The organism is Caulobacter sp. GW821-FHT09B08 (assembly GCF_059418225.1).
This window is the reverse complement of record NZ_JBWKPL010000008.1, coordinates 93,066-112,744: the sequence shown is the minus strand read 5'-3', so window position 1 is coordinate 112,744 and position 19,679 is coordinate 93,066. Positions and strand designations below refer to the sequence as shown.

Here is a 19,679-nt window from a genome sequence, read left to right as displayed (position 1 = left end):
TCATGTCCCTGGGGCCGTTTCATCGGCCGAGAACGGCGCGGTAGATCTTCTCGATGCGCTCGGCGTGCGGGGCCGGCGCGTATTGGCCAAGGCCGCTGCGCGCCGTGGCCGCCATGGTCGCGGCCAGGCCCGGATCGCGCAGCAGGGTCGCCGAGCGCTCGATCCACAGCGGTACGTCGGTGGGCGCCACCAGATAGCCGTCGACGCCGTCCTGGATCAGTTCGGCCACGCCGCTGTCGGACGACATCACGATGGGCGCGCCGGCCTGGGCGGCCTCGAAGGCGGTGCGGCCGAAGGGTTCGCGCTCGGCGGGGGCCAGGACCACGTCGCAGGCGGCCATCCAGTCGCCCGACGGGGTCACGAAGCCGGGGCGGATCAGCCGCTCTTCCAGGCCGTATTCGGCGATCTTCTGGTCCAGGATCTGGTCGTAGGGCTCGGCCTTCTTGCCGCAGGCCAGGCCGACGACGGGCGCGCCGTCGATGTCGGGCAGGGCGTGCAGCACGTCGGCCAGCACGTGGGTGCGCTTGCGCACGGTGTGGGCGCCGAACACGCCGATGACCTTGGTCTTGTCGTCCAGGCCCAGCTGGTCGCGGATCCGGGCGCGCGCTTCGGCGCGGGCCGCATCGTCATAGGACTCGATGACCGGATTGTACTCGACCACCGACTTGGCCTGGGCCCAGGCTGGCAGGGCGGCCTGGTTGTAGCGAGCGATGGCGATGACCTTGGTCGACAGCCGCAGGCCGATGTCGACCGACAGGCTTTTCTTGTAGTTGCTGCGCCAGTGGGTGATCAGCGGCAGACCCGCCAGGGCGGCGGCCGGGGCCCAGGCCCGCAGGCTGGCCAGGTCGTTGACGTGCACCAGGTCCAGGCCGTGCGAGCGCAGGGCCAGGGCCAGCTTCGGCACCGCCGTCAGGTGGTGGGGCCGCCAGCGGTCGGGGCGGTCGTCAGTGGCCACCGACGACAGCGGCGGCAGCGACACGATCCGCATCCCGGCCTCGACGCAGGCGTCCTTCATCACCCCTTCGCCGTGCACCAGGGCGTAGACCTTGTGGCCGCGCGCGATCAGGGCGCGGACCAGCAGCAGCGAGGAGATGCTGCTGCCGCCCATCTGGTCGCCGACATAGGGAAAGCCGATCGAGAGGGAGGACGAGGTCATGTCGCTGGCCTAGCCGATGTGCGGGTTCGAGCGGGCGGGGACCATCCGGACCCGCCAGTTCTTGGCGGCGGCGCGGACGCGGGTGGGGGTGGCGTAGAGGTGGGCCATGATCACCAGGGCCCAGGCGAAGTCGCTGTGCCGGAAGGCCACCGTTTCGCTGAAGTTGAAGACGATGAAGGCGAAGACGATGACGAAATAGGCCCGCCAGATCTTGTTGTCGGGCTCGGTCACGATCCGGCGGATCAGCAGCACGATGGTGCTGACCAGGAAGAAGGCCAGGAAGCCGACGCCCAGCAGGCCCAGATCCGCGAAGGTGTTGATGTAGCCGCTGTGGGCGTGGTCGGGGATCATCGTCCAGTAGGCGAGATAGGGCGCCAGCTTGTAGACGGCCCCGGCCTCGGTGAAGAAGGCGCCGTAGCCGGCTCCCAGCTCCAGATAGTTGTCGACGACGATGGTCTCCACGCCGCGCCACAGGGTGGTGCGGCCCGAGAAGGTGGCGTCGCGGCCCAGCGAGTGCAGCAGCATGTCGCCGCCGACGGTGATCGCGAAGAACAGCACGGCGCTGGCCACCAGCACGACCGTCAGGCGGATGCCCAGCGAGACCCGGGCGTTGCGCAGGAAGTCCAGCAGCGGGATCACGCAGGCCGAGGCCATCAGGATCAGCCAGTTGGTGCGCGACTGCGAGAAGATCAGCAGCACCCCGGCCACCGCCAGCAGGGCGTAGCGCAGATAGGTGTCGGACCGCTTCTCGGTGGTGAACAGGGTGGCGATCAGGATGCTGAGGCCGCAGGCCCGGCCCAGCGAGTTCTTGTGGCCGTAGACGCCTTTCCAGGCTCCCGGGTTGGCGATGTCGTGGTGGATGCCGTGCGAGGGCACCAGGACCACGTAGAGCAGACTGCAGATCCCGGCGATCAGCAGCACGATCATGAAGCGCCGCATCAGCTGCTGGGGCGTGAACGTCACCCGCAGATAGATGCAGAAGGCGCCGGTCAGGAAGTGGGCGAACGAGCGGCGGAACGACACGCCCGGGTCAACGCTCCAGCACACCGAGACGACCGGCAGCAGGAAGAGGCACAGCACCAGCATGTTGTCGCTGAGCACGCGCCGGGTGGCGTCCAGCCGCCGCACCAGCAGGCCCAGGGCGATCGCGAAGGTCGCGATCGTCGACATCAGCTTGTAGGGGTTGGAGTCGGTGAAGCTCTCGTTGCGGCTTCCCGTCAGGTCGGTGAACACCGGCACCATCGCGCCCGCCAGCAGCAGCAGGGCCAGGATGGTGTAGTAGAATTCGGGGCCGCGCTCGGCGCCGTACCGGGTGACGGTGGGCTGGGGACTACGCATACGGGGTCTCCGACCGGGCGCGCGGCCCGGCGTCGTTCACGCGCGCGCCCTGGCGCCCGGTGTCGTGGTCGGGGATCATGCGCCTTCCAGGACGGAGAGATAGGTGTTGGTCGAGGCTTCCACGGTGAAGGCCTGGGCGCGGGCCAGGCCTCGGCCGCGCGGCTCGTCCAGCGCCTTGACGATGCTGGCCGCCAGGGCCTGGGCGTCGTTCACCGGCACCAGCCCGCCGTAGCGGCCGCCTTCCAGGATCTCGTCGGGACCGCTGGGGCAGTCGGTGGCGACCACCGGCGTGCCGCAGGCCATGGCCTCCAGCAGGGCGCCCGGCAGGCCCTCGAAGCGCGAGCTGAGGGCGTAGACCGCCGCGCGCGACATCATCGCATAGGGGTTGGAGGTGAAGCCGGCGAGGTCGGCGTGTTCCTTCAGGCCCAGGGCGTCGATGCGGTTCTGCAGGGCGACGCGCTCGTCGCCCTCGCCGATGATCACCAGCCGGACGGGCGCGGTCTGGCGCACCTGGGCGAAGGCGTCGATCAGGACGTCGAAGCCCTTCTGCTGGTTCAGCCGGCCGGCCGACAGCACCACCGGCGGAGCGCCCGGCGCCATCCAGGGGTGGGCGGGGGTCTCGGCCGCGGCCAGGCTCATGCTCTGGTCGTAGACGGGGTTGTAGATGGCCTTGACCCGGCCCGGCTTGAAGCGGGCGTAGCGCTCCAGGTCCTCGGCGACGCCCTTGGACACCGCCACGATGTCGTCGGCCAGGCGGTAGAGCGCCGGGACCATGAAGAAGGTCAGCTTCTCGCGCAGGCCCTTGGCCGTCGCGACCTTCAGGCTGATCTGGTTGCGCTCGCTGATCACCACGCGGGTCGGCGACCGCGAGACCAGCTTGGCCAGCACCGCCAGGATGTTGACGTGGGTCAGCGAGGCCAGCAGGGCCCGGGGCCGCTCTTCCTTCAGATAGCGGGCCAGGGCGGAGACGGCGTCCAGAACGCGCGGGCGGTTCAGGTCGACCAGGCGCGCGCCCTTGGGGATCAGGTCCAGATACTCGCCCTTGGCCTGGACCAGGACAACGTCGACTTCGCGACCGGCGGCCAGCATGCCCTTGACCAGCTTGAGCGTGACGCGCTCGGCGCCGCCGCCGCGCAGGTCGTGCAGCAGGACCGCGATCTTGGAGGAGGTTACCGCTGAGGACACCGGACGCGACGCTTTCTCTAACATTGACCCTTGGTCTCTGCCTTCGGCCGGGGCGGCGGGGCCGTGAGCATCAGGTACATGGCGTGGGGGTTGGTGACCAGATACCGCCAGGCGAGACGGCCGGGCTCCTGCAGCATCCGCCAGGCCCATTCCAGGCCGGCGGCCTGGGCCCAGGCCGGGGCGCGGACGGCTTCGCCGGCGAGGAAGGCGTAGAGGCCGCCGCAGGTCTTCAGCCAGCCCACGCCGGCCAGGCGTTCGCGGTTGGCCACCGACCAGCGCTCCTGAAGCGGCTTGCCCAGGCCCACCCACAGCACGTCGGCGCCGGAGGCGACGATCTCGGCGCAGACGGCGGCGTCCTCGTCGCGGCGGAAATAGCCGTTGCGGCGGCCGGCCAGGCGCAGGGTCGGATACAGCTTCTGGATGGCGTCGTAGGCGGTGCGGTTCTGCTCTTCGGAGCCGCCCAGGATGTAGAAGCTGAGCCCGGCCTTCATCGCCGCCTCGGCGGCGTCGTGGAAGAAGTCGGTGGTGGCGATGCGTTCGGGCAGGCGCGCCCGGCCGGGCAGGCGCGAAGCGAACACCACCGACATGCCGTCGGCGTGCACGAAGTCGGCTTCGTTCATCACGCCGTGGAACTCGGGATCCGCCCCGGCCAGGGACACGCCCTGGCCGTTGGACGAGAAGGCCAGCTTGGGCAGCACCGGCGCGCCGGCGGCGCGCGCGGCGCGGGCGGCCAGGCAGTCGGCGGTCATGCGGTCGGCGAACTGGGTGGCGGTGGCGATCACCGTGTGGAAGCCGCCGATCGGCACGGTGGCGAAGTCGAGGGGGCGGGAGGCGGAGGTCACGGTGGTCATCGGCGTTACTGTCTCATCACCTATCTTGCCGCCAGCGAACGGATCGGATCCGTCGGGCCGCGCCACACACAGACCATTCGCCGCTCGCGCGCCGGGGACCGGTTGCGCGATCGGACCTGGTTGCCCGGCGGCGGTTCGTCGCCGAGACCCTAGCTTGCGTATCCACCCCTATTGTGACGACGGTTGGCCCATTTCCCACTCGGCCGCGCCCTCACTATTGTCGCTTATGAAGGTCTGGAGCCGAGGAACAAAGCGAAAAATCCTGATTCAGGCGCCACGATGCTTCGAGCCCAAGATTTCGACATTCCCGGATCGCTCTACGGCGCCGGTTAGCAGGTCCTATAGTCGACCACGACAGGTTGAATCGTTAATGGGCGTGGACTGAAGAACATCGACGAAATGGTGCGTCCGTTGTTCGATGCCCGGAATATCGAGGTGATACTGGGTGTCATAGAACATTCCCGCGTCGAGCATGGCGTCCTGGGGCTTGCCGATCACCTGCACGTCGATGGCGGCGTACTGGGCGCGGATCTGGTCGAAGGCCGGATCGTCGGCGTAGGACGCGAAACCGATGGTGTTGGGCCAGGTGGCCACCACGCAGACGTCGTGCTGCTTGGCCCAGGTCACGAAGTTGGCGATGGCCTGGGCCTCGGGACCCTTCTGGTCGACCCGGATGAACATCGGCCGATACAGCGACACCCGCTCGTGCAAGGCCTTGCTCTGGGCCGCGAAGACGGACCGGTCGCGCCGGCGGTCGCCGTTGGGCGTCATCCGGGCGCGGGCGCGAGCGACCAGATCCTCGCCCTGCTTGTGCCGCAGCACGTCCCACAGGCGGGTGACCGGGGTGGCGATCATGTACTGGATCTTCTGCGGCAGCGGCAGCTGCTCGAAATAGGGCACGCCGCAGGTCATGGCGAAGTCGACCGCGACGGTCGAGGGCATGCGGCCGCTGTAGTACTTGTATTCCAGGGCCAGGACCACGGCGTCGCCGGGGCGGGCCGACTGCTTGGCGCGATACAGCAGCTCGTCGGCGGTCAGGCCGGCGAACGCCCCCAGGTTGATCACCGGCTTGTTCAGGCGGGCCGACATCAGGTCGGCGCCGATGCCCTGGTGCACGCCCGACCCGCCGATCAGCAGGATCTTGGGCCGGGTCTCGGCGACGGCGATGTCCTGCTTGGCCTGGACCACGGCGCAGCGCTGGGCGCCCTCCTTGGTCGGGCGGCCCAGCTGGGCGGCGAACAGTCCCGTGCAGATCAGGGCCAGGCCCACGAAGCCCACCCCCGCGCCGACCAGGAACTTGGCGTAGACCGATCGTGCCTTGGAAAGATTGCGCATGCCTGGGCTTCTAGAACTGGAAGTAGAGGAATTCGGTCGAGGCGGCCGAATTGATGATCTTCACGGCCACGAAGATGGCCGCGCCGACGGCGATCCCCGACCACAGGCCGGGACGCCAGGTCGCCACCCGGGCCAGCTTCGGGCCCCAGGTCTCGCGCAGCTCGGACGAATCCAGGGCCGGATTGAAGCGGCGCGTCAGCTGCAGGGCGTTGGGGGCCAGGAAGGCGATGGCCGCGGCCAGCAGCAGCCAGGCCCAGTTGGTGTAGTAGATCATCCGGTCGTTCTCGGCGAAGTAGGTGACGCCGAACCGGGTCAGGTCCAGGTGCAGATGCTTGGCCAGGCCCCGCACCTCCAGCGGCAGGCCCAGGCCGTTGAAGCCGAACATCGCCGCGAACATCGTCTTGGTGGCGGCCATGCTCTCGGCGCGGAAGGGCACCCAGGCCATCATCACCGCGAAGAAGGTCAGGATCGGACCCAGGCCGAACGGCAGCTTGCGCTTGTCGGCCGGGCGCGAGCCGTTCCACAGGTGGTTGATCACCAGATAGCCGCCGTGCAACGCGCCCCACAGGGCGAAGGTCCAGCCCGCACCGTGCCAAAGGCCGCCCAGCAGCATGGTGAGCATCAGGTTCCGATAGCGGGCGAACTTGCCGTTCCGGTTGCCGCCCAGCGGGATGTAGAGGTAGTCGCGCAGGAAGCGCGACAGGGTCATGTGCCAGCGCCGCCAGAAATCGACGATGCTCACCGACTTGTAGGGCGAGTTGAAATTGGCCGGCAGGCGCACGCCCAGCATCAGCGACAGGCCGATGGCCATCTCCGAATAGGCCGAGAAGTCGAAATAGATCTGGAAGGTGTAGGCCAGGGTCGCCGTCCAGGCCTGGAAGAAGTGGACGGTCTCGCCGCTGGCGGCCGCCGCGAAGATCGGCGAGGACAGCTCGGCCACCTTGTCGGCCAGCAGCAGCTTCTTCATCAGGCCCACGGCCATCAGCATCAGGCCGATGGCGGTCCAGCGCGACAGGTTCAGGCGCCGGCGGCTCTCGAATTGCGGCATCATCTCGGCGTGGTGGATGATCGGGCCGGCGATCAGGTGGGGGAAGAACGAGACGAACAGGCCGTAGCGGGTCAGGTCCAGCTCGCGGACCTTGCCCTTGTAGGCGTCCACCAGGAAGGCGATCTGGGTGAAGGTGAAGAACGAGACGCCGACCGGCAGCACGATGTTGGGTTCGGGCAGGCTCAGGCCGAAGAGGTTCAGCTGGTCCACGGCGAAGTTGGCGTATTTGAACACCGCCAGCAGGCCCAGATTGAAGACGAGCCCGGCCGTGACCAGGGCGCGCGAGGGCTTGGACAGCAATTGCCGTCCGAACAGGAAGTTGACCAGGATCGAGACCAGGAACAGCCAGAGATGGCGGACGTCGCTGATCGCGTAGAAGACAATCGAAGCCACCGCCAGGAAGGCGAAGCACAGTGATCCCGCGGCGTATTTCCGAGCGAAATGGTAAATCGCGTAGGTAATCGGCAAGAAAACGAACAGAAATTCGTTCGAATTGAAAAGCATCACAATCCCCTGCCGAAGCGGCGCCAACCTAATGGGGGCTTCATGACAGGGTCAACCGTCCACGATCTCGCCGGACCCGACAAAACCGAGGATGCCCAACGGGCATGCGTCCGCACGCGGACGCCGCGCGGGGCTTAGGATTGCGCCTGGGCGACGGCGGCCTGGACGGCGGTCTCGACGGCCGAGCCGGTCAGGGCCCCGGGAATAGGCTCGGCGCCCTCGCAGGTGTCCTTCCAGCGCCGGGAGGTGTTTTCCACCACGGCCAGCTCGGCGGGGCTGGCGATGAAGTACCGGCGGCCCTGCCAGCTGTGCTTGACGGCGATATAGCGGCCGCAGACCGTGCGCTCGGCCGTGGTCTTGCTGATCGCTGTCTCGGCCAGGACGATCACCGCGCCCGGATGACGACCCTGGATGGCGCGCTCGGCCGAGCCCAGCACGGCGCTGGTGACCGGGTCGCCCAGTTCGGTGGTGGCGGTCGCGGCGGTCGCTGTCGGGGCGCTCGAGGCCGGAGCGTCGGGGGCGGGGTCGCCGCAGCCGGCCAGGGCGAAGGCCACCATGCCGACGACCGTCAAAGCCAGGCCGTACCGCGTCGTGCTCATGTCGTCTCCCAAGCGTGCAAAGGGTTTGAGCGATTGTAGCAAGCCGATCGGCCAATACCCAGGCCGGCGCGTGGCCCGAGGCGGCTTTCATGGTCAAGCTGCCGCAAAGTCGCCCCAAACCAATGTCCCTCCTCCCTCGGGGGCTACGCCGTAGGGATTTGAGGGCATGGCCGAGTTTGTAGTGGCGACGCCGACCGTTCACGGCCGTGAACGGCTGCTGTTCCTTGACGGCTGGCGGGGCGTGGCGATTCTGGCCGTGTTCCTGGGCCACTATGTGGGCACGCCGGGGCTTCAGGTCGGACGCTTCGGCGTCGAGCTGTTCTTCGTCCTCAGCGGCCGGCTGATGGCCGAGATCCTGTTCGTCGAGCGCTTCCCGCTGCCGGAATTCTTCAAGCGGCGCGTGGCGCGGATCTGGCCGGCCTTGTTCGTGTTCGTCCTGGCCGCGGCCGCGATCTTCGGGGCGACGGGCCTGCTGAAGGTGGACCTGCTGCACATCGTGGCCGCCCTGACCTTCACCATCAACTATCTGGGCGGGCCGGGCCTGCTGCTGCCGATCTACGACCACGTCTGGTCGCTGTGCGTCGAGGAGTGGGCCTATGTGCTGCTGGGCTTGCTGGCCTTCGTCACCCGGCGGGCGACCTGGGACGTGAAGTGGCTGATCGTGGGACTGGCCGTCGCGTGCATGATCAACGGCATGGTCCAGACCGCCCTGGGCGGGTCCTATTACGAGGTCTACTGGCGCACCGACGTGCGGGTGGCCTCGATCCTGTCGGGCGCGGCGGCCTATCTGCACCTGCGCGGGACCCGCGCGCCGGGCTGGCTGCCCATCGTGGCGGGCCTGGCGGGCCTGGTCCTCAGCACCAATCCCGTGCCCGACGTGGTGAAGTACAGCCTGGGCGCGGCGTGCCTGGCCGTGTCGGTGGCGACGATCGAGCATGCGCCGCGCTTCGTGCGGTTGGTGCTGGAGCATCCGGTCCTTGTGCGGATCGGGCTGTGGTCGTTCTCGCTCTATCTGTGGCAGCAGCCGTTCTACAAGCTGCGCGGCCAGTTCCCGACCCTGGCCCTGCTGGCCCTGGCGGTGGTCTTCGGCCTGGCCAGCTTCTATTTCATCGAGCAGCCGGCCCGGCGGTGGATCAACGGCATGCGCCGGGCGCGAAGCCTGGCCTCGGGCGCGGCGTAAGGGTTCTGGAGCCCTGTCGTCAGGGGGCTTCGAGAACTTCCAGATAGGCGGCGGTCGCCGCCTCGGTGCTGAACGCCCTGGCCCGGTCGACGCCGCGGCCTCTCGGCTGCTTCAAGGCGTCGAGGATGCCGGCCGCCAAGGCTTGCGGATCCTCGACGGGCGTCAGAATGCCGTGCCGCCCCGCGTCGAGGATTTCGCTCGGGCCGCTCGGACAATCGGTGGCCACCACCGGCACGCCGCAAGCCAGGGCCTCCAGCAGCACCGTCGGCAGGCCCTCCCAGCGTGAGCTCAGCACGAAGACCGAGGCGCCGGTCATCATCGCGTAGGGGTTCTGCACGAAGCCGATGAGCGAGACGTCATCGGCGATCGACAGATCGCCGGCGAGGGCCTGGAGGCTCTCGCGCTCCTCGCCCTCGCCCATGACGACCAGCTTGCAGGGCGTGGTTTGGCGGATGATCGCGAAGGCCTTCAGCAGAACGTCGAAGCCCTTCTGCGGATGCAGGCGCCCGGCCGCGACGATCACCGGCGCCTGGCCGGCCTGAAACCAGGGATGGTCCACCGGCGCGACGGCGGCGTCCGCCAATCGCTGGCCGTACACGGGGTTGTAGATGCACTTGACCTGGCCGTTCCCCAGTTCGGCGAACTGAGCGACGTTGTCGGCCACGCCATTCGACACGGCGATGACCTGGTCTGCGCGGCTGTAGAGATGGGGCACGGACCAATAGACCAGCCGGCTGCGCAGGGACTTGGGCGCGGCGGCCTTGATGCTGATCTGGTTATGCTCCGTGACGGCGACCCGCGTGGCGCCGCCGGCGAAGGCCTTGGCGATCAGGGCCGCGACATTGACATGGGTCAGGCTGGACAGCAGCGCGCGCGGGCGCTCCCGGCGCAGATAACCTACAAGCGCCGGAACGGCTTTGAAAACGTTGGACTTGTTCAGGTTCACAAGCCGCGCGCCGGGCGGGACATTTTTCATGTAGGCGCCCTGGGCGCGGACCAGCACGAGGTCGACCTCGCGTCCGGCCGCCAGCATGCCGCTCACCAGGTTCAACGTCACGCGTTCGGCGCCGCCACCGCGCAGGTCATGGATCAGGATGGCGATACGCTGGGACCCGGTCGTCTCGAGCCGGGCGGCGATCGACAGCAGGCCTTCGCCGAGACGTCGCGCCGCGCGGGCGGTGATCGTCTCGAAGGGCCTCCCGGGCTGGCGTGTCCGTATCTCGGTCGATGTCAAAGCAGTCCCCGACTTGGCGCAAGCGTTCCCGACGGGCGCGGCGTCGTGCGAACGCGCGCTCCGGTCAGAAAAGCGATTTGAACAGGCGCCGCGCCCATTGCCCCCAAGTGGCGCGGCTGAAAGCTACTCGGCCCCGTCGCGCTAAGCGGCGGGTTTGGCCGGCGGCGTTGTGATCGACCCCCAGTTGACAGGATCATATCCTATAAGCGCCGATCCTTACAGTAACGCTTACGCCGCAACCCCTTGAGAAAAAAGGAGGTTGAACGGCAAACGGGCCCGGCGTCGCCGCCAGGCCCGTCCGTGTGGTTCGCTCGACGATCCTCGATCCCTTCGGTCCACGAAATGGACCTCCAGAATCGAAGTCTTTTCGAATCAACCGCTTAGGTTTGGCGAAAAGCCGGAGGCGCGAGCGCCCCCGGCCCGACCGGCCCTAGGCGGCGGCCTTTTCCTTGGCGCCGAAGCGGCCGTAGAAGGTCTCGCCCTTGGCGGCCATGTCGCGCAGCAGCTGCGGCGGGGCGAAACGCGTACCGTATTGCTGCGCCAATCTGTCGCAGACTTCGACGAATTTCGCGGCGCCGACGCCGTCGATCAGGCTGATGGGGCCGCCGGTCCAGGGCGCGAAGCCCCAACCCAGGATGGCGCCGACATCGGCTTCACGCGGATCGGTAATCACGTTTTCCTCGAAGCAGCGCGCGGCCTCCACGGCCTGGCGATACAGCAGGCGGGTGCGGATTTCCTCGATGCCGGCCTTGTCGACCGAGTCGATCTTCACCGGGGCCAGCTCGCCCAGACCCTTCCACAGCACCTTGGGGCCGCTTTCGGGATAGTCGTAGAAGCCCTTGCCGTTCTTGCGGCCGTAGCGGCCCTCGCCCTCGACCATCTTCTCGATGATCGTGGTGAAGGGGCGCTCCTCGTACTTGTCGCCGAGGTCCTTCTTGGTCTGCTGGGCGATCTTGTAGGAGAGGTCCAGCGCGACGTCGTCGTGCATCTCCAGAGGACCGCGGGGCATGCCGGTGGCCCGGCCGACATTGTCGATGATGGCCGGGGCGTAGCCGTCGGCCAGCAGTTCCATGCCTTCCTGCACGAAGGTGCCGAAGCAGCGGCTGGTGTAGAAGCCGCGGCTGTCGTTGACCACGATCGGGGTCTTCTTGATCTTCAGCACGTAGTCGATCGACTTGGCGATGGTCGCCTCGTCGGTCTTTTCGCCGAGGATGATCTCGACCAGGCCCATCTTGTCGACCGGCGAGAAGAAGTGGATGCCGATGAAGCTTTCCGGACGGATCGAGGCTTCGGCCAGGCCGGTGATCGGCAGGGTCGAGGTGTTGGAACCGAACACGGCGGTGTCGGCCAGTTGGGCTTCGGCCAGCTTGGTGACGGCGGCCTTCACTTCGCGGTTCTCGAACACGGCCTCGACGACCAGGTCCGAACCCTTGACGTTGGCGTAGTCCGACGTCGGGTGGATCAGCGCCAGGATGGCGTCGCCCTTCTCCTGGGTCAGCTTGCCGCGCGAGACGGCCTTCTTGACCAGGCCCTCGGCGTAGCCCTTGCCCTTGTCGGCGGCTTCCTGCGTCTGGTCGATCAGCACGGTCTCGATGCCGGCCATGGCTTGGACATAGGCGATGCCCGCGCCCATCATGCCGGCGCCCAGCACGGACACCTTCTTGACGTCGTAGTGCGGCACGCCGGCCGGACGGCCCGCGCCCTTGCCCAGCTCTTGCAGGCTGAGGAACAGGGTGCGGATCATGCCCTTGGCCTGGGGCGACATCATCGTCTTGAGGAAGTAGCGGGTCTCGATCCGTAGGGCGGCGTCGAACGGCACCTGCAGGCCTTCATAGACGGCCTTCATGATGTTCAGCTGGGCCGGATAGTTGCCGTAGGTCTGCTTGCGCAGCATGGCGTTGCCCATCACGAACACCTGGCTGCCGCTGGCCGTGTAGGGGCCGCCGCCGGGGATCTTGAAGTCCTTCTTGTCCCACGGGGCGACCGGGTCGCCCTTGGTCTTGACCCAGGTCTTGGCCGCTTCGATCAGTTGATCGGCGGGGACGACCTCGTGCACGACCTTCAGGGCCAGGGCCTCGGCCGGCTTCATCGACTTGCCTTCCAGCAGGTACGGGGCGGCGGCCATCACGCCGATCAGGCGCGGCAGACGCTGGGTGCCGCCGGCGCCCGGCAGCAGGCCGACCTTGGCTTCCGGCAGGGCCAGCTGGATCTTCGGATTGTCGGCCACGACGCGGTAGTGGCAGGCCAGGGTGATCTCCAGGCCGCCGCCCATGGCCAGGCCGTTGATGGCCGCGGCCACGGGCTTGCCGCAGGTCTCGATGGCGCGGAACGCCTTGTTGAGCGCGAAGCCCAGTTCAAAGGCGGCCTTCAGGCCCTCTTCGCCGCCGGCGCTGGCGCCGCCCAGGCCGCCGCTGCCGCCCAGTTCGCCTAGGTCGGCGCCGGCGCAGAAGCCGGTCGTCTTGCCCGAGGTGATGACCGCGCCCTTGATGCCGGCGTCGGACTTCAGGGTCTCGGCGACTTCGCCGACTTCCTTGATGACCGCGGCGGTCAGGGTGTTCATCGTGCGGCCGGGCACGTCGAAGGTGACCAGGGCGATACCGTCGCCGTCGACTTCGATCTTGAAGTTTTCCATGTCTCTATTCCTCAGATCTTAGACGCGTTCGATGACCGTGGCGGTGCCCATGCCGGCGCCGACGCACAGGGTGATCAGGGCGGTTTCCTTGTCCGAGCGCTCCAGCTCGTCGACCATGGTGCCCAGGATCATCGCGCCGGTGGCGCCCAACGGGTGGCCCATGGCGATGGCGCCGCCGTTCACGTTCATCTTGTCGTGCGGGATGTCCAGCGCCTGCATCATGCGCAGGACGACGGCCGCGAAGGCTTCGTTCAGTTCGTAGAGGTCGATATCCTTGACCTCCATGCCCAGCTTCTTGAGCAGCTTCTCGGTGACCAGCGACGGGCCGGTCAGCATGATCGAGGGCTCCGAACCGATGGAGGCGGCGCCCTTGATGCGGGCGCGGGCCTTCAGGCCCAGGGCCTCGCCCATTTCCTTGGTGCCGATCAGGACGCCGGCGGCGCCGTCCACGATGCCCGAGCTGTTGCCGGCGTGGTGGACGTGGTTGACCTTCTCGATCTGCGGGTAGCGCTGGGTGACCACGGCGTCGAACGCCATGTCGCCCATGCCCTGGAACGAGGGGTTCAGCGAGGCCAGGGTCTGCATGGTGGTGTTCCCACGCACGGTCTCGTCATGGGCCAGGATGGTCAGGCCCAGCTGGTCCTTCACGCCGATCACCGACTTGGCGAAGCGGTTGTCGGCCCAGGCGGCCGCGGCGCGCTTCTGGCTTTCCACGGCATAGGCGTCGACGTCGTCGCGGCTGAAGCCGTAGACCGAGGCGATCAGGTCGGCCGAGATGCCCTGCGGGGCGAAGTAGGTCTTGAAGGCCGAGGAAGGGTCGGTCGGCCAGGCGCCGCCGTCGCTGGCCATGGGCACGCGGCTCATGCTCTCGACGCCGCCGCCGATGGTCAGCTGGGCTTCACCCGAGGCGACCTTGGCCGCGGCCATGTTCACCGCTTCCAGGCCCGAGGCGCAGAAACGGTTGATCTGCACGCCGGCGACGCTCTCGGCGTAGTCGGCGGTCAGGACGGCGGTGCGGGCGATGTCGGCGCCCTGCTCGCCCACCGGCGAGACGCAGCCCAGCACGACGTCGTCGACATACGAGGTGTCGAGGTTGTTGCGGTCGCGGATCGACTCCAGGACCTGGCTGGCCAGGGACAGGGCGGTGATCTCGTGCAGAGATCCGTCCTTCTTGCCCTTGCCGCGCGGCGTGCGCACGGCGTCGAAGATGTAAGCGTCGGCCATTGTATGGCTCCTTCCTGCGTAGGCTTGGATGGTTCGTTAACCAAAGAGGCGTCTGATTCCGGGGGTTTGGAGATCAGGACGATGACGGCAGCGGAGCGCTCGACGGAGACGAACCACCCGGTGGTGGGCGACTTCATCGCGCGCGGCTATCATGTGTTCGGCGAGGGCGTGGACCCGGCGGCGGCGAGTGCGCTGCTGGCCAAGATCCGAAACCTTCGCACGTTCGATGCGGACCTGTTCCTGTCGGAAGCCGAGTTCGACGCCGACCCGCAATATATAGGGGTGAACCCCGCGCCCGGCCGGAACCTGCTGGAGCGTTTCGAGGACGACCTGGCCTTCGTCGAGAAGGACCCGGCCATCGTCTCGGCCCTGACCGCCTTGCTGGGCGACGGCTACGAGATCCTGCTCAAGAAGCTGATCTGCGGCGTGCCGGCCAGCGTGGTGCCCGACTGGCTGAAGACCCGCATCGTCGGCAACCCGGTCAACAACCTGGGCGCCTATGTGAGGCCGCCGTTCCGCGACATCACCTATTTCTACGGCATCGACTTCCACCAGGACCTGATCGACTACAAGGACCGGGAAGCCGACTTCATCACCCTCTACGTCTATCTGCACGACGTCGGCACGCACGACGCCCCGCTGTTCCTGCTGGAGGACAGCCACAAGCTGGGCGGGACGCTGTTCCCGCACGACCTGACCAAGACTTCCAACGAAGAAGGGGCGGCCGGCTGGCTGTACCGCGACGGGCGCGGCCACGAGGTCCAGACCCGCCAGCACCTGCTGACCGGCAAGACCGGCTACGCGGCCATGTGGCATGCCTGCACCCTGCACGGCACCCAGCCCGACGCCGCCGACAACGAGCGCCTGAGCCTGCGCTACCTGATCGCCCGCAAGCCGGGCGTGGCCGCGCCGGGCATGGACGCGGTCAACGCCACCCTGGACGGGCCGCTCAGCCTGATGGCCACGCGCCAGGACCTGGACGCGCGCGGCGCGGCCCAGATCAAGGCCAACAGCGTCAACAAGGCGTAGGGGCGGGTTCATTTCCAGCTGCCGATGGGCGCGCGGGCGCTCTGGGGACAGCTGACGCCCCGGGCCGAGACCTTGGCCGTGTATGTGATGCGATAGCCGAACTCGGGCGCGGGCAGCGGGCAGGCCTTGAAGCCCGGCGTGGTCACGCTCAGGGTCCAGTCGGCGATCTTCGAGCGCAGCAGGTTCTGGCACAGCTCGGCGCCGGCCTTCAGCGGTGTCTCGAAGGCGCCCGGGGGCGGCGACGCGCCGGGGCGCTTGGGAACCAGCTTGCCGTTGAAGAACAGCGGGCGCGGCCCGCCGGCGCGTACGCAGACCACGGCCGAGCGTGCGTCGGACGCTGGGGCCGTCGATACGGCGACCAGTGCGGGCGGCGGCGGGGCGACGAGGAGCGGCATCAGCGGATCTCCCTGCATTGGCCCTTGCCCAGCAGGCCCTTGCGATAGGCGAAGGCGACCTTGCGGCCGGCCGGAAGGGTCTTGGGTAGGCGGCAGGTCGCGTCGTCCTCGCGACCGTTGAGCAGCAAGTGGGTAGGCCGGGCTGACCAGACGATCAGCTGGGGCTTCACCAGGTCGGCGGCGACCTCGGCGCAGGCGGTCTGGCCGGCCTCAACCTTCGGGAAGGCGGTCTGGGCGACCGGCTCGCGGTAGGTCAGGCTGGTCCCCGACAGCTTGGCCGAGGTGGTCTTGAAGCGGCCGTCGCGCACCTGTCCCAGCACGGCCGCGTCGGTCGTGTTGGTCAGGCACAGGGCGAAGGCGGCTTCGATCATCATGCCTAGAGCGTCCGCGCGATCAGCAGCTTCATGATCTCGTTGGTGCCGCCGTAGATGCGCTGCACGCGGCTGTCGCGATACATCCGGGCGATCGGATATTCGTTCATGAAGCCGTAGCCGCCGAACAGCTGCAGGCAGCGGTCGACGATCTTGTTCTCCAGATCCGAGACCCAGTACTTGGCCATCGAGGCGGTGGCGGCGTCCAGCTTCTTGGCCAGGTGCTGCTCGATGCAGTGGTTGACGAACACCTTGGCGACGGTCGCCTCGGTCTTGCATTCGGCCAGCACGAACTGGGTGTTCTGGAAGTCGATGATCGCCTTGCCGAACGCCTTGCGCTGCTTGACGTAGTCGAGGGTCAGCGCCAGCGCCCGCTCGATGGTGGCCATGCCCTGGACGGCGATGTTCAGCCGCTCCTGCGGCAGCTGGCCCATCAGCTGGAAGAAGCCCTGGCCCTCGTCGGTCCCCAGCAGGTTCTCGGTCGGCACCTTCACGTCGTTGAAGAACAGCTCCGACGTGTCCTGGGCCTCGTGGCCCAGCTTGTCGAGGTTGCGGCCGCGCTCGAAGCCTTCGGCGCCGTCGGTCTCGACGACGATCAGGCTGGTGCCGCGCGCGCCGGCGGTCGGGTCGGTCTTGACCACGACGATGATCAGATTGGCGGTCTGGCCGTTGGTGATGAAGGTCTTGGAGCCGTTGATCACGTACTGGTTGCCGACCTGCTTGGCCGAGGACTTGATCCCCTGCAGGTCGGAACCCGCGCCCGGCTCGGTCATGGCGATGGCGCCGACCAGCTCGCCGGTGGCCAGGCGCGGCAGCCAGCGCTGCTTCTGTTCCTCGGTGCCGTATTCGAAGATGTACGGCATGACGATGGCGTTGTGCAGGCTGGCGCCGAAGCCGTCGACGCCCTTCAGGCCCAGCTGCTCCATCAGCACGACCTCGTGGCGATAGTCGCCGCCGGCCCCGCCGTATTGCTCGGGCGTGGAAAGGCCGAGGAGGCCCGCCGCCCCGGCCTTGGTCCACATGTCACGGTCGACGACGTGGTTCTTGCGCCACGTCGCCACCACGCTTTCAGGGGCGTGCTCGTCGAAGAACTTGCCGACCGCGTCCTCGAAGATCGCGATGTCCTCTTCGGCCATGAAGGCCGGCTTTTCGACGTTGAGCACGCCCATGATCAGAAGGCCTCCGCGGGCAGCGCCATCAGGGTCGCCGAACCCGTCTTCAACTTGGCCAGATGCGCCCCTGCGTCAGGCAAGATGCGCTCGACGAAAAATTTCGCCGTGACGATCTTGGTCGTGAAGAACGGGTCGGTCGAGCCGGCGGCGATCTTGGCGTTGGCCGCCTTGACCATCAGGGCCCACATGTAGGCCAGGCCCGTCAGGCCGAAGAGGTGCATGTAATCGGTCGAGGCCGCGCCGGCGTTGTCGGGGTTCTGCAGGCCGTTCTGCATCAGCCACATGGTGCCGTCCTGCAGCTGGGCCTTGGCCCCGGCCAGGGCGTCGAGGAACGGCTTCAGCTCGGTGTCGCCGTCGTTCTCGCCGATGAACTGGTCGACTTCCTGGAAGAAGGTCATCACGCCGCGACCGCCCTTGGCGGCCAGCTTGCGGCCCACCAGGTCCAGGGCCTGGACGCCGTTGGTGCCCTCGTAGATCAGGGCGATGCGGACGTCGCGCAGGTACTGGCTGGCCGGGAAGTGCTCGGTGAAGCCGCTGCCGCCGTGCACCTGCATGGCGTCCGAACAGACCTGGAAGCCCTTGTCGGTCAGGTAGCCCTTCAGGACCGGGGTCATCAGGCCCATGTAGTCCTCGGCCTTGGTGCGCACCGCCTCGTCGGGGTGGTGGTGGGCCAGGTCGCCGTGCAGGGCGGTCCAGAACAGGAACGCGCGGCCGCCCTCGATGAAGGCCTTGGACTGCAGCAGCATGCGGCGCACGTCGGGGTGCACCAGGATCGGGTCGGCCGGGCCGTCGGGGTTCTTCGGGCCAGTCAGCGAGCGACCTTGCAGGCGGTCCTTGGCGAAGGCGGCGGCGGCCTGGTAGGCGGCCTCGGCCTGGGCGATGCCCTGCAGGCCGACGCCCAGGCGGGCCTCGTTCATCATCACGAACATCAGCTTCAGGCCGCTGTTCTCTTCGCCGATCAGATAGCCGACGGCGTCGTCGTACTGCATCACGCAGGTGGCGTTGCCGTGGATGCCCATCTTCTCTTCCAGGCCCACGCACTTGACGCCTTCGTTGCGGGCGCCGACCGAGCCGTCTTCCTTGGGGAAGAACTTGGGCACGATGAACAGGCTGATGCCCTTCACGCCGGCCGGGGCGCCCTCGATGCGGGCCAGCACCAGGTGGACGATGTTGTCCGACATGTCGTGCTCGCCGGCGCTGATCCAGATCTTCTGGCCGGTGATCTTGTAGCTGCCGTCGCCGACCGGGACGGCCTTGGTGCGCAGCAGGCCCAGGTCCGTGCCGCAGTGCGGCTCGGTCAGGTTCATGGTGCCGGTCCACTCGCCCGTGATCATCTTGGGCAGGTAGGTTTCCTTCTGGGCGTCGGTGCCGCCCGTGTGGATGGCCGAATAGGCGCCGTGGGCCAGGCCCGGATACATCGAGAAGGCCATGTTGGCCGAGCTCGACATCTCGCTGAAGGCCAGGTTGACGACGTGGGGCAGGCCCTGGCCGCCGTAGGCCGGGTCCGAACCCAGGCCCGTCCAGCCGCCCTCGCACAGCTGCTTGTAGGCTTCCTTGAAGCCGTCCGGCGTCTTGACCGTGAAGTCGCTGTTCCAGACGCAGCCCTGCTTGTCGCCGACGGGGTTCAGCGGGGCCAGGACCTCGCCGGTGAACTGGGCGGCGGCCTCGAGGATCTGCTCGACGGTCTCGAACGGCGCGTCGGAGAAGCCCGGCAGGTTGCCGTGCTGGTCGATGTTGAGCACGTCGCGCAGGAGGAAGGCGTGTTCGCGAACGGGCGGCTGGTAGGTCATGAAACGGTCCTGGTCAGGCGTCTGGAAGGAAAAGGGAAAGGCTCCGCTCGTCTCGGCGGTCTTGCGCGAAACGAGCGGAATGTAAGGTCTACTTGCCGAGCGCGGCGTCCGCGTGACCGTCGAGACGGGCGCGCAGCATCTGGTCGTAGTCGGCGGCGCGGGGCAGCAGGTCGGGGCGGATCTCGGCCAGGCGGCGCTCCAGGCGCGCGCAGGCTTCGCGCAGTTCGATCAGGGCGCCGTCGATGTCCTCGCGCTGCTGCTCCAGCGCGTTGGCGCGCTCGCGGAACTTCTTCAGCGACCGGGCCATCTGGGCCGCGCCGTCGTCGTTCTCGTCATAGAGGTCCAGCAGTTCGCGGATTTCCGACAGCGACAGGCCCACGCGCTTGCCGCGCAGGATCAGCTGCAGGCGGACGCGGTCCTTGTGGGAATAGACGCGGTTGAGGCCTTCGCGGGCCGGCGTCAGCAGGCCCTTGTCCTCGTAGAAGCGCAGCGCGCGGGGCGTGGCTTTGAATTCGTTGCACAGCTGGCGGATCGTAAAGGTCCGCTCCGGTCGTCGCAGGTCAGCCAACATTCGAACCCTCCCTGGGCAGGCCCGACTTCTTCGCGGACGGGCCGGTTGGTTATCGGCGATCACCC

Annotated in this window: 17 protein-coding genes; 2 read left to right on the top strand and 15 right to left on the bottom strand. The window is 67.8% G+C overall.

Annotation, left to right across the window (positions count from 1 at the left end; translation table 11 throughout):
• Positions 1 to 19 precede the first annotated feature (19 nt).
• From AC07OA_RS20730 to AC07OA_RS20700, 7 genes are all read right to left on the bottom strand, one after another.
• Complete coding sequence (locus AC07OA_RS20730; protein WP_494665718.1) at positions 20 to 1,156, bottom strand: glycosyltransferase family 4 protein; 1,137 nt, start codon at positions 1,154 to 1,156, stop codon at positions 20 to 22.
• Positions 1,157 to 1,165: 9 nt separating this feature from the next.
• The gene (locus tag AC07OA_RS20725; RefSeq protein ID WP_494665717.1) at positions 1,166 to 2,494 is read right to left on the bottom strand and encodes an O-antigen ligase family protein; all 1,329 of its coding nucleotides are present in this window, start codon (positions 2,492 to 2,494) and stop codon (positions 1,166 to 1,168) included.
• Positions 2,495 to 2,569: 75 nt separating this feature from the next.
• On the bottom strand, positions 2,570 to 3,679 hold the full coding sequence (locus AC07OA_RS20720) for a glycosyltransferase (protein ID WP_494665716.1): 1,110 nt from the start codon (positions 3,677 to 3,679) through the stop codon (positions 2,570 to 2,572).
• 17 nt (positions 3,680 to 3,696) lie between these two features.
• Positions 3,697 to 4,530: a WecB/TagA/CpsF family glycosyltransferase gene (locus AC07OA_RS20715; protein WP_494665715.1), complete on the bottom strand. Its 834-nt coding sequence runs from the start codon at positions 4,528 to 4,530 to the stop codon at positions 3,697 to 3,699.
• A 339-nt stretch (positions 4,531 to 4,869) separates the two neighbouring features.
• Positions 4,870 to 5,865 carry a hypothetical protein gene (locus tag AC07OA_RS20710; RefSeq protein WP_494665714.1) on the bottom strand — a complete coding sequence of 332 codons (996 nt, stop codon included), beginning with the start codon at positions 5,863 to 5,865 and terminating at the stop codon, positions 4,870 to 4,872.
• Positions 5,866 to 5,875: 10 nt separating this feature from the next.
• Entirely contained in the window at positions 5,876 to 7,306 is a 1,431-nt protein-coding gene (locus AC07OA_RS20705) for an MBOAT family O-acyltransferase (protein WP_494665713.1), read from the bottom strand.
• A gap of 245 nt (positions 7,307 to 7,551) precedes the next feature.
• Positions 7,552 to 8,016, bottom strand: coding sequence for a hypothetical protein (locus AC07OA_RS20700; protein ID WP_494665712.1), 465 nt, complete (start codon positions 8,014 to 8,016; stop codon positions 7,552 to 7,554).
• A gap of 166 nt (positions 8,017 to 8,182) precedes the next feature.
• Between AC07OA_RS20700 and AC07OA_RS20695 the strand changes: the two genes are divergently transcribed.
• Positions 8,183 to 9,196, top strand: a complete 1,014-nt coding sequence (locus tag AC07OA_RS20695; RefSeq protein ID WP_494665711.1) for an acyltransferase family protein — start codon at positions 8,183 to 8,185, stop codon at positions 9,194 to 9,196.
• Between the two features lie 19 nt (positions 9,197 to 9,215).
• Here AC07OA_RS20695 and AC07OA_RS20690 read toward each other — a convergent pair whose 3' ends face one another.
• The 3 genes from AC07OA_RS20690 to AC07OA_RS20680 all read right to left on the bottom strand — a co-directional run bounded on the left by AC07OA_RS20690 (position 9,216) and on the right by AC07OA_RS20680 (position 14,286).
• A complete protein-coding gene (locus AC07OA_RS20690) occupies positions 9,216 to 10,430 on the bottom strand; it encodes a glycosyltransferase (protein WP_494665710.1) in 1,215 nt (404 codons plus the stop codon).
• 430 nt (positions 10,431 to 10,860) lie between these two features.
• The gene (locus AC07OA_RS20685) at positions 10,861 to 13,062 is read right to left on the bottom strand and encodes a 3-hydroxyacyl-CoA dehydrogenase NAD-binding domain-containing protein (protein ID WP_494665709.1); all 2,202 of its coding nucleotides are present in this window, start codon (positions 13,060 to 13,062) and stop codon (positions 10,861 to 10,863) included.
• A gap of 18 nt (positions 13,063 to 13,080) precedes the next feature.
• A complete protein-coding gene (locus AC07OA_RS20680; protein WP_494665708.1) occupies positions 13,081 to 14,286 on the bottom strand; it encodes an acetyl-CoA C-acetyltransferase in 1,206 nt (401 codons plus the stop codon).
• 81 nt (positions 14,287 to 14,367) lie between these two features.
• Here AC07OA_RS20680 and AC07OA_RS20675 point away from each other — a divergent pair, with 81 nt between their 5' ends.
• The gene (locus tag AC07OA_RS20675; protein ID WP_494665707.1) at positions 14,368 to 15,315 is read left to right on the top strand and encodes a phytanoyl-CoA dioxygenase family protein; all 948 of its coding nucleotides are present in this window, start codon (positions 14,368 to 14,370) and stop codon (positions 15,313 to 15,315) included.
• A gap of 8 nt (positions 15,316 to 15,323) precedes the next feature.
• On the opposite strand, the gene AC07OA_RS20670 is transcribed toward AC07OA_RS20675, so the two are convergent.
• The 5 genes from AC07OA_RS20670 to AC07OA_RS20650 form a co-directional block, all read right to left on the bottom strand.
• On the bottom strand, positions 15,324 to 15,710 hold the full coding sequence (locus AC07OA_RS20670) for a hypothetical protein (RefSeq protein WP_494665706.1): 387 nt from the start codon (positions 15,708 to 15,710) through the stop codon (positions 15,324 to 15,326).
• Positions 15,710 to 16,084, bottom strand: a complete 375-nt coding sequence (locus tag AC07OA_RS20665) for a hypothetical protein (RefSeq protein ID WP_494665705.1) — start codon at positions 16,082 to 16,084, stop codon at positions 15,710 to 15,712. Before AC07OA_RS20665 ends, AC07OA_RS20670 begins: the two co-directional genes overlap by 1 nt.
• Positions 16,085 to 16,086: 2 nt before the next feature.
• On the bottom strand, positions 16,087 to 17,250 hold the full coding sequence (locus AC07OA_RS20660; protein WP_494665704.1) for an acyl-CoA dehydrogenase family protein: 1,164 nt from the start codon (positions 17,248 to 17,250) through the stop codon (positions 16,087 to 16,089).
• Positions 17,251 to 17,252: 2 nt separating this feature from the next.
• Positions 17,253 to 19,043 carry an acyl-CoA dehydrogenase C-terminal domain-containing protein gene (locus AC07OA_RS20655; protein WP_494665703.1) on the bottom strand — a complete coding sequence of 597 codons (1,791 nt, stop codon included), beginning with the start codon at positions 19,041 to 19,043 and terminating at the stop codon, positions 17,253 to 17,255.
• An 88-nt stretch (positions 19,044 to 19,131) separates the two neighbouring features.
• Positions 19,132 to 19,611: a MerR family transcriptional regulator gene (locus AC07OA_RS20650; protein WP_494665836.1), complete on the bottom strand. Its 480-nt coding sequence runs from the start codon at positions 19,609 to 19,611 to the stop codon at positions 19,132 to 19,134.
• Positions 19,612 to 19,679: the final 68 nt, after the last annotated feature.